16 protein-coding genes are annotated in these 13,816 nt (G+C 65.6%); 11 read left to right on the top strand and 5 right to left on the bottom strand.

The annotated features are described in order from the left end of the window. The first annotated feature begins 25 nt into the window (after positions 1 to 25). From EO776_RS08040 to EO776_RS08015, 7 genes are all read left to right on the top strand, one after another. On the top strand, positions 26 to 2,062 hold the full coding sequence (locus EO776_RS08040; protein ID WP_100050473.1) for a type II secretion system F family protein: 2,037 nt from the start codon (positions 26 to 28) through the stop codon (positions 2,060 to 2,062). Next, positions 2,052 to 2,213 carry a hypothetical protein gene (locus tag EO776_RS18950; protein ID WP_155120022.1) on the top strand — a complete coding sequence of 54 codons (162 nt, stop codon included), beginning with the start codon at positions 2,052 to 2,054 and terminating at the stop codon, positions 2,211 to 2,213. The genes EO776_RS08040 and EO776_RS18950 overlap by 11 nt, the downstream gene beginning before the upstream one ends. 534 nt (positions 2,214 to 2,747) lie before the next feature. After that, on the top strand, positions 2,748 to 3,227 hold the full coding sequence (locus tag EO776_RS08035; RefSeq protein ID WP_129452385.1) for a DUF7287 family protein: 480 nt from the start codon (positions 2,748 to 2,750) through the stop codon (positions 3,225 to 3,227). After that, positions 3,221 to 3,847 carry a DUF7288 family protein gene (locus EO776_RS08030; RefSeq protein ID WP_143415417.1) on the top strand — a complete coding sequence of 209 codons (627 nt, stop codon included), beginning with the start codon at positions 3,221 to 3,223 and terminating at the stop codon, positions 3,845 to 3,847. The genes EO776_RS08035 and EO776_RS08030 overlap by 7 nt, the downstream gene beginning before the upstream one ends. Further along, entirely contained in the window at positions 3,844 to 4,767 is a 924-nt protein-coding gene (locus tag EO776_RS08025; protein WP_086216498.1) for a DUF7261 family protein, read from the top strand. Before EO776_RS08030 ends, EO776_RS08025 begins: the two co-directional genes overlap by 4 nt. Beyond that, positions 4,764 to 5,243: a DUF7266 family protein gene (locus EO776_RS08020; protein ID WP_086216497.1), complete on the top strand. Its 480-nt coding sequence runs from the start codon at positions 4,764 to 4,766 to the stop codon at positions 5,241 to 5,243. The genes EO776_RS08025 and EO776_RS08020 overlap by 4 nt, the downstream gene beginning before the upstream one ends. Before the next feature lie 2 nt (positions 5,244 to 5,245). After that, positions 5,246 to 6,001: a DUF7289 family protein gene (locus tag EO776_RS08015; protein WP_129452384.1), complete on the top strand. Its 756-nt coding sequence runs from the start codon at positions 5,246 to 5,248 to the stop codon at positions 5,999 to 6,001. A 71-nt stretch (positions 6,002 to 6,072) separates the two neighbouring features. On the opposite strand, the gene EO776_RS08010 is transcribed toward EO776_RS08015, so the two are convergent. Continuing rightward, positions 6,073 to 7,584 carry a DUF7289 family protein gene (locus EO776_RS08010; RefSeq protein WP_129452383.1) on the bottom strand — a complete coding sequence of 504 codons (1,512 nt, stop codon included), beginning with the start codon at positions 7,582 to 7,584 and terminating at the stop codon, positions 6,073 to 6,075. A gap of 334 nt (positions 7,585 to 7,918) precedes the next feature. Between EO776_RS08010 and EO776_RS08005 the strand changes: the two genes are divergently transcribed. The 3 genes from EO776_RS08005 to EO776_RS07995 all read left to right on the top strand — a co-directional run bounded on the left by EO776_RS08005 (position 7,919) and on the right by EO776_RS07995 (position 9,759). After that, positions 7,919 to 8,713, top strand: coding sequence for an alanyl-tRNA editing protein (locus EO776_RS08005; protein WP_086216495.1), 795 nt, complete (start codon positions 7,919 to 7,921; stop codon positions 8,711 to 8,713). Positions 8,714 to 8,836: 123 nt separating this feature from the next. Next, the gene (locus tag EO776_RS08000; RefSeq protein ID WP_049929490.1) at positions 8,837 to 9,157 is read left to right on the top strand and encodes a transcription factor S; all 321 of its coding nucleotides are present in this window, start codon (positions 8,837 to 8,839) and stop codon (positions 9,155 to 9,157) included. Between the two features lie 71 nt (positions 9,158 to 9,228). Next, on the top strand, positions 9,229 to 9,759 hold the full coding sequence (locus tag EO776_RS07995) for a hypothetical protein (protein ID WP_089307622.1): 531 nt from the start codon (positions 9,229 to 9,231) through the stop codon (positions 9,757 to 9,759). 7 nt (positions 9,760 to 9,766) lie between these two features. Here the strand turns inward: EO776_RS07995 and EO776_RS07990 are convergent, their stop codons facing one another. The 4 genes from EO776_RS07990 to EO776_RS07980 form a co-directional block, all read right to left on the bottom strand. Next, a complete protein-coding gene (locus tag EO776_RS07990) occupies positions 9,767 to 10,354 on the bottom strand; it encodes a DUF7332 family protein (RefSeq protein WP_094519395.1) in 588 nt (195 codons plus the stop codon). A 47-nt stretch (positions 10,355 to 10,401) separates the two neighbouring features. Further along, entirely contained in the window at positions 10,402 to 10,782 is a 381-nt protein-coding gene (locus EO776_RS07985; RefSeq protein ID WP_049929493.1) for a methylglyoxal synthase, read from the bottom strand. A 118-nt stretch (positions 10,783 to 10,900) separates the two neighbouring features. Beyond that, a complete protein-coding gene (locus EO776_RS18945) occupies positions 10,901 to 11,077 on the bottom strand; it encodes a hypothetical protein (protein ID WP_176450695.1) in 177 nt (58 codons plus the stop codon). 67 nt (positions 11,078 to 11,144) lie between these two features. Next, positions 11,145 to 13,070: a beta-CASP ribonuclease aCPSF1 gene (locus EO776_RS07980; RefSeq protein WP_049929494.1), complete on the bottom strand. Its 1,926-nt coding sequence runs from the start codon at positions 13,068 to 13,070 to the stop codon at positions 11,145 to 11,147. Positions 13,071 to 13,291: 221 nt separating this feature from the next. Between EO776_RS07980 and EO776_RS07975 the strand changes: the two genes are divergently transcribed. Next, on the top strand, positions 13,292 to 13,807 hold the full coding sequence (locus EO776_RS07975) for a hypothetical protein (RefSeq protein WP_086219613.1): 516 nt from the start codon (positions 13,292 to 13,294) through the stop codon (positions 13,805 to 13,807). Positions 13,808 to 13,816 lie beyond the last annotated feature (9 nt).

Below are 13,816 nucleotides of genomic sequence, written 5' to 3'. Positions count from 1 at the left end.
CCGTGTCCGTCGCGAGGGCCGAGCCGTGAGCCTCGACGTGGACGCGGGCGACGGCGGCGTGGACGCGAACGTGCTCGCAGAGCTGTGTTACCCGATATTCGAGCTGCTGTTCGACGCCGACGGCGACTTCGTCGCGGACGTGGAGCGCAAGCTGGCGGAGGCGCGGATGCCGGACCAGGTCGAGATGTACGTCTCGCTGGCGCTGGCCGTCGGCCTCCTCGTCGGCGGGGCGCTCTGGGCGCTCGGCACGCTGGTCGGCTACGGCGTGTTCTCGCTCGGGCTGATCGATCCGGAGGCGCTCTCGCTCGGGATCCCCGCGCCGACGCCGGGCGTTCAGGCGACGCTGCGCTCGCTCGTCGTGCCGACGGCCGTGCTTCTCAGCGGGCTCGTCTTCGGCTCGATCGGCTTCGCGGTGGGATTCGGGGGACTCGTCGCGGTCCCGTACTCGCGGGCCTCCTCGCGGAAGCGCGAGATCAACCTCCTGCTCGCGGATTCGGTGTCGTTCATGTACGCGCTATCGGTCGGCGGGCTCAACCAGCTCGAGATCCTCCGCGCGATGGCGACCGCCGAGGACACCTACGGGGAGGTGTCCCGCGAGTTCCAGAGCATCGTCAACGAGACGGAGTACTTCGGGACCGACTACCGAAACGCGATCCGCCAGCAGTCGCTGGAGACCCCCTCCGACGAGCTCTCGCAGTTCCTCGCCGACATGCTCTCTATCGTCAACTCCGGCGGCGACATGGAGGGCTTCCTGAGGGACAAAAAGGAGAAACACCTCCGCACGTCGAAACAGGAGCGCGAGATGACCTTAGAGACACTGGAGCTGTTCGGCGAGATGTACATGACGCTCTCCCTGTTCCCGCTCCTCCTCATCATCATCCTCGTCATTATGGGGATGATGGGCGAGGCCGACGACCGGCTCCTGTACGTCACGGTGTACCTGCTCATCCCGCTCGTCGGCGTCGGCTTCCTCGTCTTGGTCTCGACGGTGAAACAGGACGACCCGGGCGACGGTTACCTCCAGCCCGACGGCGGGAGCGAGCGGCTCCGGCAGACGAGTCGGGAGGGGCTGCTCCACTTCGGGCTCGTGGAGTCGTTCGTCGGGAGCTTCGGGGTCTTCGACCGCATTCGCGACCGCGAGGGGACCCACAAGACGAGGGAGATCCTCTCGGCGCCGCACATCTTTCTGCGCGAGAACCCCCTGTACACCCTCGCGTTGACCGTGCCGGCGGCGCTCGCATTGGTCGGCGTCGCAGTCGCCGCCGGCTCGGCGCCGACGACGGTCGACGGTTGGATCGCCCGGCCGGTGTGGTCGGCGTTCGTCTGGCTCTACGTGCCCGCCTACGTCGTGATGATCCCGCTCGGGGTATTCTACGAGTGGCACCAGCGCTCGCGGCGGGCGGTGACCGGGAAGCTCTCGGAGACCCTCCGGAAGCTCTCTTCCGCGAACGACACCGGGCAGACGCTGCTCGAATCCGTGCGCACGGTCTCGGACACGTCGACCGGGAAGCTCGCGGAGGAGTTCGAGGTGATCCACGCGAAGGTGAACTACGGCATGAGCCTGCGCGACGCCTTAGTGGAGTTCAACAACTCGTACGCGGTGCCCCGGCTCGCCCGGACGGTGAAGCTGATCGCCGAGGCGCAGGAGGCCTCCTCGCAGATCACGGACGTGCTGACGACGGCCGCGCAGGCCTCGGAGAACCAGGACGACATCGAGCGCGAGCGCAAGTCGCGCACCCGGATGCAGGTGGCGATCATCGTGATGACGTACATCACCCTGCTCGGCGTGATGGCCATTCTCCAGACCCAGTTCATCGACGTGATGGGCGATCTGGTCTCCCAGAGCGACGGCGGCAGGAGCGCCGGCGGGGCGGGGTTCGGCGGCGGCGGCGGCGTCGACCCGGACGTGCTCTCGATGCTCTTCTTCCACGCGGTGACGATCCAGGCCATCCTCTCGGGGTTCATCAGCGGCTACATCCGCGACGCGGAGCTCGTCTCCGGCGTCAAGTACGCCGTGGTCCTGATGACGCTGGCGCTGGGGGTGTGGATCTATGTCGGGTGACCGCGCGCAGACGGTCCTCGACTTCGTCGTCGGGATGTCGGAGAACGAAGACGGCGCGGGGGGATCGGCCTCGAAGCGGCCGACCTCCTCAGCCATTTATACCATCTCCTTGGGCGAGTCGATCGTCATGCGGTACGACGCATCGGGATGAATCTGGAGACAACGGAGGAAAGCAAGTACGTAGTCAACGAATTGACCGCCACCATCCTGGGGAGGGGAGGGGGGTAGATTCGCCTCTATCGCCGGGAACTCTTCGAACAACCGACACAACCTCCTCGATAAAACGGGAAATTTGGGTGGTAAGTGACAAGAGTCTCGCGCTTCAGCCCCTCTGAGTTAGTGCTCTACCTCGCTGCTGTATGGCAATTTAACACGCCTCCCGACGGGGTACCGACATTTACCGATGGGACGGTCACAACGGGAAATGCATCCTCTACTCGGGTCTCCACAAACTTCTCGCAGATGTGAGATCGCCCCGAGGGCGTTGTCTGTAATTTACTAGAATTAATAATTTAAACGCGGTTTTTATATATCGACTCTGTCCGAATACTAGCTAATGTCCTATCTCGTACAGAGCCACTCTCTCCGAGGTCGGTCCTCTGTCCGACCGAAATCGGATGTATAACACCAGCGACCATCCCGCGGAACGCACACACCCTCCGTAACGATCGTAAGGTAACTCGAAGTGACCCCACCTCGCAAATCGAAGCGACTCACGTCGGATCGTCGCGGCCAGACGCTCCAAGACTACGTCATCGGGGTGTCGATATTTCTCCTCACGACTGCGTTCGTCGTGGGATTCATCCCGACTCTCTTCACACCGTTTACGGCGCCTGTTGACGCTTCACAGACCGCACAGGCCGATAGGTACGCCGCCGAAGTCCTCGCGGAGATCACTCAACCAGACTCGAAGAACGTGCTCGACGGCGCTGGCACTGACTCGTTTTTCGCGAACGAGTCTAACTTAGACGGAATACCGACGGCCGAACAGAGTGAGGTGAACGTGACGCTCGTCGACGGAAACGGGACGGTCCAACATACAGTCGGTCCACCGTATCAGGGCGAGTCCACGGCCGCTGCGACACGCGTCGTCGTCCCGAAGTCGGGCTACGTAGGGAACCACACCTGTACGGCCACCTGTCGTATCGAGGTGCGACTATGGTAGCCGGTCCGCCGAAACGGCGACCGCCGTCCGACGCGGATCGCGGGCAAGCGTACACTCTCGAAGGCGTTATTTCCGCAGTCGTGATCCTCACGGCGCTACTGTTAGCGACGACTGCGGTGGTAATTACCCCCACAACGGCCGGAACGATCGATCGCGACACAATGGCACAGTTGGGGACGCAGACGGACGACGTTCTCGCGACCGCTCACGAGCGGGACGCGCTTCGTGAAGCCGCACTGTACTGGGACTCCCAAGACGGACAATCGGGGTGGCCGACCGCGTACCAGCCCGGCGATGACTGCCCCGACACGATAGCGGACGAGCCACTCACGCTGTGCCTTCTCCTCGAAGAGACGTTCACTTCCCGGTTCTATCGGTACAACGTCTATCTGGATTATCAGACGCAGGGGAAGACGACGGAGACGGAGCCGCTGTTCGTCCAAGGAACTCCCGGTCGAAACGCGGTCACCGCGACCCGTTCGATAGCGCTTCACGACGGGATGGAGTTGACACACAGTCCCGGCGGTACCCTCGGGGGGAACGTCTCGAAGTTCTACGCCGAGGACCTCGACGACCCGACCTTGGTAAACGTGGTCGAAGTTCGGGTGATCGTCTGGTGATCCCGAAACTCGACGACCGCGGTCAACTGATGCTCGTGGGGGCGGTCGTGATGGCAGCGAGCCTATTGGCACTCGTCGTCGTGCTGAACTCTACAATCTACACCCAAAACACCAATCCCGGAAATTCTCTCGGGGAGATGAACGAGGTAGAGCGACAGTTGGAAGTCGTTCGAACGGATGTCGACCGCCTCACCGACCGGCTTGAACAACGAGACGGCTACGTCGACATCCACGAGTTGAACGCGACGTTGACCGTTTACAGCGATCGGAAGGCGGAGCAGATCGTCGACCGGCGGCCGGCGTATCTTGATGTGACGTTGAACGAGAGCGCGTCCGAACTCGAAAGGGAGGTTCTTCGGCAGCGCAACCGCTCACGAGCCGTCCTCTCGCGGGCGAACCAAAGCCACTGGACCCTCGTGGAGGACGCGACGTTCAACGAATCCACCCCGTTCGAGCTCGTCATAGAACCGCGGAGCCCGACGCCGACGACGTTCATCGCCAGGGGTGAAGACGGCGGCGATTGGCGCCTCAACGTTAGCCAAGGCCCGTCGAATACCGTCAGCGTCGACGTCACGTACGACAACGGAACCACGGTCAGTGAGTCGGTCTCGGGGAACGCGACTCGGGTGAACGTCACTGGTGGAGCGATCAACGGGACCCAGCGCTTCGCGTTCGCTCCAGGACTGAACGCCCCGTACGACCTTCGCGTTGAAAACGGTCACCGGTCCGACGGTGCGTATCATCTCCTCGTCGACGAGGCCAGCGACGTCGATTCCGGGAACTTCCACACCGACCCGGGTGACGGTCAGCCGTACGTGAGCCGCGAGCTGTCGACTGCCGTCGTCGATGTCGAATACGTGAGCGACAAAGTGTCTGCGGAGTCGCAGATAACGGTTCGGATCGGTGGTGATTCGGAATGAAAGGCATCGGTGTAACAGACCGGCTTCGCGGCGACCGGCGGGGAGTTTCGGTCGCGTTGACACACGTTCTCACGATGGGGATTACCTCCGTGCTGATCGCCGGGCTTATCATCACTGCGGGCGGCGCGGTCGAGACGCAGCGTGAGCGGGCGGTAGAGGGCGAACTCACGACGATCGGAGAACGGATCGGGACCGAACTCACGGCACTGGACCGCGTCGCCGACCCGACGAACTCGACGATGACCGTCGAGACGTCACATCCCGAGCGGGTCGTGAACTCGCGCTACCGAGTGCGACTGACATCGAATTACGGAGACTGTCGGTCGGACGCCTGCCTCGTGCTCGAATCGCGGGCGATCGAAGCCCCGGTCGTGATCCCCGTCCGCGACGACATCGACACCGTCGAGTCGACCGCCTTCGGAGGGGAGATCAGACTCGTTCACAACGGGACCGCGGTCCGCGTGGAGCGTGTGTAGCCATGACTGCGAACGAGCGCGCCGTAAGCGATATGGTCGGATTCGTCCTCTCGTTTTCACTCATCCTACTCGCTGTCAGCGCCGTGTACACCGGCGGATTCGCCGCTATCACCGAACAACAACAGGAGGAACAGATACACAACACCGAGCGCGCGATGTCGGTGCTCGCGGAGAACTTTCACGACATCGAGCGGGGAAACGCCCCGACACGGGCGGGCGAGTTCCGACTCTCGGGAGGCACGCTATCGCTGGACCGTACCGCGAGGTTCACCGTGTCTGTTGGACTCGATAACGGGACGTTCGCGGAGACCGTCCGAACCGGGTCACTCTCGTACACGAAAGACGAGACCGAGATAAGCTACGAGAACGGGGCGGTCCTACGGACGAACGACGGCTACGGATTCGTGTCACGCCCACCGACCGTGACGTGTCGAGACGGGGAGGCGATCATCTCGTTGGTCGAGATCGATCCGCGCGGTAACGTCACATCGACGAGTGTGGACGGATCGGTACTGGTCACGGTCGCGAAGCAGGATTCCGGAATATACTATCCGAGGCGGGAAAACGGGACCGTCGTCAACGAGGCCGACGTGGCCCAAAACGTAACGATCCAGGTCGAGGAGTCACGCCACGAGAAAGCTTGGGAAGGGTGGTTCGCCGAACGCGAGGGATGGAACCAGACGGCGGCGGGCTACACGTGCGAGGCCGATACCGTATTCGTTCGGACGACCAAGGTGACGGTGGGGCTCTTGCCGTAACAGGCCCGTGACGGCAGGGCCCGGTCAAGTCCGAGACGAGCGGTTCGATTTCGATCGGCTGAGCGATTCACTCACTTGTCGGCGGTCTCGATGATGACCTCGTTCGTCGTCAGTCTGATCTCGAACCCGCCGGCGACCTCCTTGCCCTCCTGGTCCTCTATCTCCAAGAGTGCGATCGCGTCGTTGTAATTGGGATCGCCGATATCGTCTTTCGCGCTCTCCCACGTGGCGTCCGGGTCAGTGATCTCGAAGAGGAACACCACTTGGTTGTCCTCTAGCTGTAGGTGTCCCGTCTCGTTGAGCAGTGGGCCGAGAACTTCTTCGGCGTTGCGTTGCCGGTACCTCGTCTCTATCACCGGCATCTCGTCGCCGTTCTTGAGCACTCTGACGTTCTCCGGGTTCTCACCCGCCGACGCGTCCGTGCGGAGGTTCACCGAGCCGAGATCGTCGCAGTTGTAGTGATACCACGTCGTTCCGTCGTACGTGTCCGCCCCAGCGTAGTCGTAATCGGCACACGACCACTGCGTCGCTCGGATCGACACTGTCGCTCCCGCCTCGACTTCGAACTCGTGAGTCCACTCGGAGAGCTGGGTCTCTCGGTCGTTGAGGTTCTGTTCGGCGGTGACGGGGTCACCGGGATCGTACGGTCCGTCGGGCCACGGCCGCATCTGTTCGTCGTCGGTTACGACTCCCATCGTAACCGGGGCCCAGTATTTTCGCATACCGCCCCACCAGATGGGTGTCTGACTGGACACCTCCGTTCCCAGGACCGTCGTCGAGACAGTCGCGTTCTCCGAGACGCTGATTTCGCTTTCATTCCCCCCGACGCCGAAGTCCACGCCTTCGGAGATCGTTACCGTCACCGAGTCGTCGTCGGGATCGGCGTTGTCGAGGTCGTACGTCGAATTCGTCGAGACTTCACTTTCGAGGTATTCGCCCCACACGTCGGCGTAGCGGCTCTCGACGGTAACGGTCATTTGCGACGCGTTCGAACAGTTCGCCATCAGTTGAGAGTACTCGCGAGACCGTTCACGAGAGTATTCGAGGTTCTTGGTTGCCTGGAGCGTCTCCACCTGTCCGCCGGCGCTGCCGTTGATATTCACAGACGGAAACGTCAGCGTTCCGTCCTTGTACTCCATATCGGGGGGTGAGATCATCTCGTTGCCGCTCGGCGTCCCTTTCCAGATCCCACCGCCCTGATAGGTGACGGTCGAGTAACCGTCGCTCTCGTAGTGAAGCGATCCCATCGGAATCACGAACGGGGTACAGCTCGGGCCGCCGTCGAGTTCGATTACCATCTCCGCGTTGTCGGCGACGCGTACCGATTGCCCCTCGCTGGGGTCGAAAGCGAGCGTGTGTTCGAGGTTGTCGCTGAACGCGACCTCACTCAGCCGGGAGTCAATCTCCCGCATCGTCTGTTCCGCGTCTTGCCCCTGAATTTCGCCCCTGAGATCGCCCATCATGGCCGTTCCGAAGTAGAGAGTTACCGACGCTGCTATGACAATCATCCCGATCAACAGGACGAACCCGATGAGGGTCGACTGCCCTCGTTCCCGTCTTCGAGGTGTGGTGGGCGGTGTCATGGGTATTCTCGACGAAGCAGCATCAAGTGCCCCGGCAGGATGTTATGAAAACGTCGTCAATCTGAAATTGATAAGCTTTCGGTCAAAGTATTGCGTATGATAACTACTGGTGTGGATCAGGCCCCAGTACCCTGTGAAGGTCGAACTGGACTCTCCCATTTCAACCCCCCTTTATTTAGCGGCTCACCCCGCTGCTGTCTGGCGATTCAACACGGCCGCTCAGAGACATGAGGGTGCCCAACTCTGCCGCCGCGGGATGGCTTTCCGGCCGGTGCGTTCCGAAGCGGCCACGGCGAGCCGTGGATATATTTCGGCGGCGACCTTTCCTGTATCCGTGACCGAGCGACTCTACCTCGCGGACGACGCGGTGACGACGTTCGAGGCGACCGTCGAGCGCGTCCTCTCGGACCCGGCCCGGATCGTCCTCGACCGGACCCACTTCTACCCGACCGGCGGCGGGCAACCGCACGACACCGGGACGATCCGGGCGACCGACGGCGACGGGGACGCTCCATGGCGCGTCGTCGACACCGAGATGGCGGACACGGTCCACCACGAGGTCGAACCGACCGGAGACGCTGGTAGTTCGGACGAGGCACCCGCGCTCCCGGAGCCGGGAACCGACGTAACCTGCGAGATCGACGCCGACCGCCGCGTGGCGCACTCGCGGTACCACACCGCACAGCACCTGCTGTCGGCGCTGCTGCTCGACGAGTTCGACGCGCAGACGACCGGGAACCAGCTGTACGCCGACCGGGCGCGTCTCGACGCGGCCTACGAGCGGTTCACCGACGACGACCTCGACCGGATCGAGGCGCGGCTCAACGAGCTCGTCGCCGACGCGCGACCGGTGTCGAGCTACACGATGGACCGCGAGACCGCGGAGGCGACGCTCGACACCGACCGGACGCGGATCGACCTCCTCCCCGACTCGATCGAGGAGCTCCGGATCGTCGAGATAGCTGGCGCGGACGAGGGCGACGAGCCGTACGACCGCACCGCCTGCGCGGGGACGCACGTCGCGAACACGTCCGACATCGGCGAGGTCGTCGTCACCGGTCGAGAGACGAAGGGGCCCGAGGAGGAGCGCGTCCGCTTCGCGCTCGCCGAACACGTCGACGTGGAATGACGGGGGAGACGCCGGCGGCCCGGTCGGCGTCCGCCCGCGACTCTCCCCGGCGCTCGCCAACGCCTCCACCCGGCGTCCGTCTGCGATCCCGCCGTTTATATACGATCCGCGGTAGGTTCGGGCATGAAGTTCTGCGACGAGTGCGGATCCATGATGAAATCCGGCGCGGGCGAGGACCACTGGGTGTGCGACTCCTGCGGGTACGAGATCGGGCGCGAGGACGGCGACGACGAGTGGACGACCCAGTCGCAGGTCGAGTCCGAGATCGTCGACGTGAGCGACGCCGAGGACAAGGGGCTCCCGACGACGACCGCGCAGTGTCCCGAGTGCGACAACGATCAGGCGTACTGGTACATGCAGCAGATCCGCGCGGCCGACGAGTCGGAGACCCGGTTCTTCGTCTGTACCGAGTGCGAACACAAGTGGCGCGAAGACGACCACTGACCGGCTCTTCGACCCTCTGACCGCCTCCCGCTGCCCGTCCGTTTTATTCCCGTCCGGAGAGATACGAGTCCATGGAGCCACCGGTCGTCCCCCGCGACCGCCTCGACGGTTGGACGCTCGTCGCGGAGGCGACGGAGCGCCCCTTCGAGGCGGGACCGGTCTCGGTCACCGCGGGCACGGCGCGCTACGAGCGCGAGACCCCGCCGCCGCGGCCGTTCCTCTTCGCGAGTCGACTCCGCGTCTCGCCGGAGACCGGACCGAACCCGGCGCTCACGCGGCTCGTCGAGTCGCGGGCCAGCGAGGGGTTCCGCGACCGCCTCGCCGAGCGGGACATCACCGACCTCGCGCGGCGCGACGAGCGACGCATCGACGTCGACGATCCGGACGCGTCGCGCGCGACGCTCACCGTGTCCCACGGGCGCTGCGAGGTCGACGGCGAACGCGTCTCGGTGGAGGCGCTGCTCGCGGTGTGGGAGGCCGGAGAGTACCTGCTGGCGGGCGGCGCGTACCCGAGCGGTGACGACTTCGAGGCGACCCGACGGGAGGTGTTGTCGCTCGTCCGCGGGGTTCGTCCCCCGGACGACGACGCGGTCGAGCGGTAGGGACCCGTCAGCAGTCGACCGCGCCGGCGCTCGAACCGATCGGCGATCCGTCGTCCTCGTAGTCGGCGTCGCCCACCGACCCGGTGAACATCGGGAACCGTAGCTCGTAGGTGTACAGCACGTCGAACGCCGCGAACGGGTCTCCGTCAGCGATCGCCTGCCGCGCGGTCAGTCGCACGCCCGCGGCGAGCGTCACGATCGGTTCGCCGCCGAGTCGCCCGACTGTCTCGACGCCGAACTCGTTGCCCGCGGCGGGGTCGGTGAGTACGGAGAGGTGGATCACCGTCTCCATCGTCGCGCTCCCCTCGTCGCCGCCGATCGCGATCGGGTACCCTGTTCCGGCGAAACACCGCGTGATCGGGCCGACCCGACTCCCGCTCGCGTTTGCTTCGGCGCCGACGGTCCCCGGACCGCCCGCGGCCCCCGCGACCGACGCGTGGGCGCCCGCCGCCGCCAAGCGAACGACCGTTTCCGACCCTGCGGCGTGCTCCGACACCGCGGGCTGGCCCGCGGCCGCGCCGGCGCCGACGGTCGCGAGGAGGAGCAGCAACGCGAACGCGAGGGCGCGGACGCGGGTTCCTGCGGGGCGAGTCATCTGTCGACCCTTGGTTCGGCCGGGTTAAATCTCCGCGGTCGGCGGTATCAGTCGAGAGAATCGCCGCCGAGCAGCCCGTCGACGAGCATCTCCGCGGACGCGACGTTCGTCGCCAGCGGTACGTCCTTCACGTCGCAGACCCGCAGCAGCGCCGAGATGTCCGGCTCGTGCGCCTGCGCGGTCAGCGGGTCGCGGAGGAAGACGACCCCGTCGATCTGGTCGCCCGCTATCATCCCGCCGATCTGGAGGTCGCCGCCGAAGGGACCGGAGGCCTGCCGGTTCACGGAGAGGCCCGTGGCCTCCGCGATCCGCTTTCCGGTCGTCCCGGTGGTCACCAGTTCGCACTCGCCGAGGGCGTCGGTGTGCGACTCGACGAACGCGACCATCTCGTCTTTCAGCTCGTCGTGAGCGATGAGCGCGAGGCGCATACAGGGGAGTCGCGGGGGCGTCGCTTAAGCGCTGGCCTCGTCGCCCGAACCGTCCCCGCCGCGGGCCGTCCCCGCCGCGGGCCGTCCGACCCGCGCCGGAGCGACCGAGCGTCACCGGCTACGCGCCGGCGACCGCCGGGACCGGCGCTCCGTCCGCGAGCGTCGTCCCCGACCACACCGGGACGAACTGCGGCATCGCGCCCGCGATCGTCACGCACACCCACGCGGTCAACAGCAGGTGGACGAGACCGCCGAGTCCCGGCGCCGCGTCGATGTCGCCCGGAACTACTCCCATACGCGGGAGGCGGAGCGCGTCCGCCCTCCGGCTGTCCCCGAAGACGCTCGCCCCCCTCGCCGCGCGCCTACTTGAACCGGAACGTCTCCAGGTTCTTCGGCGCGAACGTCCGCATGTTGTAGTCGTGGTACAGCGACGAGGAGAGGTCCTGGACGGAACTCTCGTCGCCGTGGACGCACAGCACCTTCTCCGGGCGGGGGTTCATCGTCTTCACGAAGTTCTCTAACCCCTGCCGGTCGGCGTGGCCGGAGAAGCCGTCGACGACCTCGGTGCCCATCTCCAGTGTGAGCGTGTCGCCGCGGCTCCCGCCGCCCCAGCCGTCGACCGGGATCTCGTCCCAGCCGTTCTGGATCCGGCGCCCGAGCGTTCCCTGCGCCTGGTAGCCGACGAAGACGAGGTTCGAGTCCGGGTCGGGGCCGATGTGGCGGAGCCACGACATGATGGGCCCGCCCTCGATCATCCCCGAGGTAGAGATGACGATACACTCGTCCCCGTCGGCGACCTCCTGCCGCTCCTCCTCACCGGCGTCGATGTGGTTGAACTGGTCGGCGAGGAACGGGTTCTCGTCCTCGTGGAAGATGCGGTCTCGGAGGTCGTCGCGGAGGTACTCGGGGTAGGTGGTGTGGATCGCGGTCGCCTCCCAGATCATCCCGTCGAGGTGGACGGGCATCTCGGGGATCTCACCCTCGCGCATCGCCTCCTCTAAGACGAGCATGATCTCCTGTGAGCGCCCGACCGCGAAGGCGGGGATGACGACCTTCCCGCCCTGCTCGTACGTCTCGTTGATGACCTCCTTGAGCGCCTCCTCGGAGTCCTCCTGGTCGGTCTGGTAGTCGTTGCGGCCGCCGTAGGTGGACTCAAGCACGAGCGTCTCCACGCGTGGGAAATCGTTGACCGCGCCGTTGAACAGGCGGGTATCCTCGTAGTGGATGTCGCCCGAGAACGCGACGTTGTAGAGGCCGTCGCCGATGTGGAAGTGGGTGACCGCGCTGCCGAGGATGTGGCCCGCGTTGTGGAACGTGAGCTTCACGTCCGGGGCGACATCCGTCACGTCGCCGTACTCCAGCGGGATGGTGTGTTTGATCGCGTCGCGGACCTGTGCGGACTCGTACGGCGGCGTCCGCCCGTCCTTCGCGGCGACGTCGAGGTAATCGAGCGTGAGCAGCCCCATCAGGTCGCGGGTCGGCTCCGTCGTGTAGATGGGGCCGTCGTAGCCGTACTTGAACAGGAGCGGGACCAGCGCGGAGTGGTCGAGGTGGGCGTGGGTCAGGATGACCGCGTCGAGGGTCGCCGCGCCCGCGCCGAGCGCTTCGGGCACTTGGAGGTACGGCACCTCGCCCTCCGCGCCGGGCTTGTCGCCGCAGTCGATGAGGATCCGGGTCTCGGGCGTCGAGAGGATGAATGCCGCCCGGCCGACCTCGCGGCAGCAGCCGAGCGTCGTGATCCGGACCCACTCGTCGTCGGACATCTCCTCGCGGTGGATCTGCCGGCCGACCCGTTCGAGGATGTCGCGGCGCTCCTCGCGCTCGTTCTTCAGGAAGCCGCGGACGTTCGAGACGGTCGAGGACTCTATCGGCGGCGTCCGAACGACCTCTGGGGTCCACCCGACCTCCTGGGTGATCTCGCGGAGCGTCGAGCCCCGGCGGCCGATCACCATGCCGGGCTTCTCGGCCTCGATGACGACCTCGCCGGTGTCCTCGTGGAAGTCGAGGTCTGTCACGCCGGCCTCTTCCGGGATCACGTCCCGGACCTCGTCTTCTGCCCGCGCCGGCGGCGAGAGGGCGCTCGGGTCCGGGCGGACCGTGATCCGCTTTCGGAGCTTCGAGGCCAGCCGTCGGATCAGGTCGCCGTCGCCGGCGAACCGCTTGGGGTCGCGCGTGTACACGACCAGCTCCGGTCCCTCGTATTTCACGTCGGTGACCGTGATGTCGTTCGGAATCTCCTGTTCGATCTCTGATTTCAACGTATCGAGTTGCTTGTCGACTTGACTCATATCTCACTGCGGGTCGTCGGGGCCGCCGTCGTCGAATCGCGCCGCGGGTCGCGCCGCGACACGCCGCCGATCGGTCGACCGTGACGGGTAGGCATAGTGGAAGTACTGTCCGTAGTGTTCCGTGCGGGAACAGCCAGCGAAAACCCGCTTGTCTCAGGCTACTGCCCCGCCGTTATAAAAGCCTTCGCAAAGGGCAAGCCCCGGGCGGCCGAACGCCGCCCATGCGCGTCACCCCGCAGACGGTCCGCGACGAACACGCCTGGGTCCGCGACCGCGCCGACGTCGTCGTCCCGGTCCTCAACGACACCCGCGACCGCCTCGGTCGACGGTTCGAGACGACGGTGGACGAGGTGGCGCCAGACGCCTACCGCCGCGAGGTCGACGCCGTCTTCGCCGACGGCGAGGTCGCGGTCAACGTCGCGGCCTGCGTCGGGCTCCTCCGCGACCTCGACGTGGCGGGCGACTACCCGGGCTTCGTCGTCGACGAGGTCCTCGGGCGCGAGCTGGCGGCGACGATCGCCGGCGGCCGTCCCCTCTCGCTGCTCGCGCAGGCGACGTTCCACGTCGCGGACACGCACGTGGACCGCGACGCGGCGGCCGAGGCGGACGGGGCCGGCGCCGGAACGGCCGGCGCCGACGACCTCGACGCCGCGCTCGCGGCGGGGTTCCAGACGCGGCTCCCCGGCTGGAACTGGCGGGAGGGGGAGAGCCCGTTCGCGGTCGACGCGGACGGGTGACCCGCCGCC

The organism is Halorubrum ezzemoulense, from assembly GCF_004126515.1.
GTDB lineage: Archaea > Halobacteriota > Halobacteria > Halobacteriales > Haloferacaceae > Halorubrum > Halorubrum ezzemoulense.
This window is presented reverse-complemented; position numbering and strand designations above follow the sequence as displayed.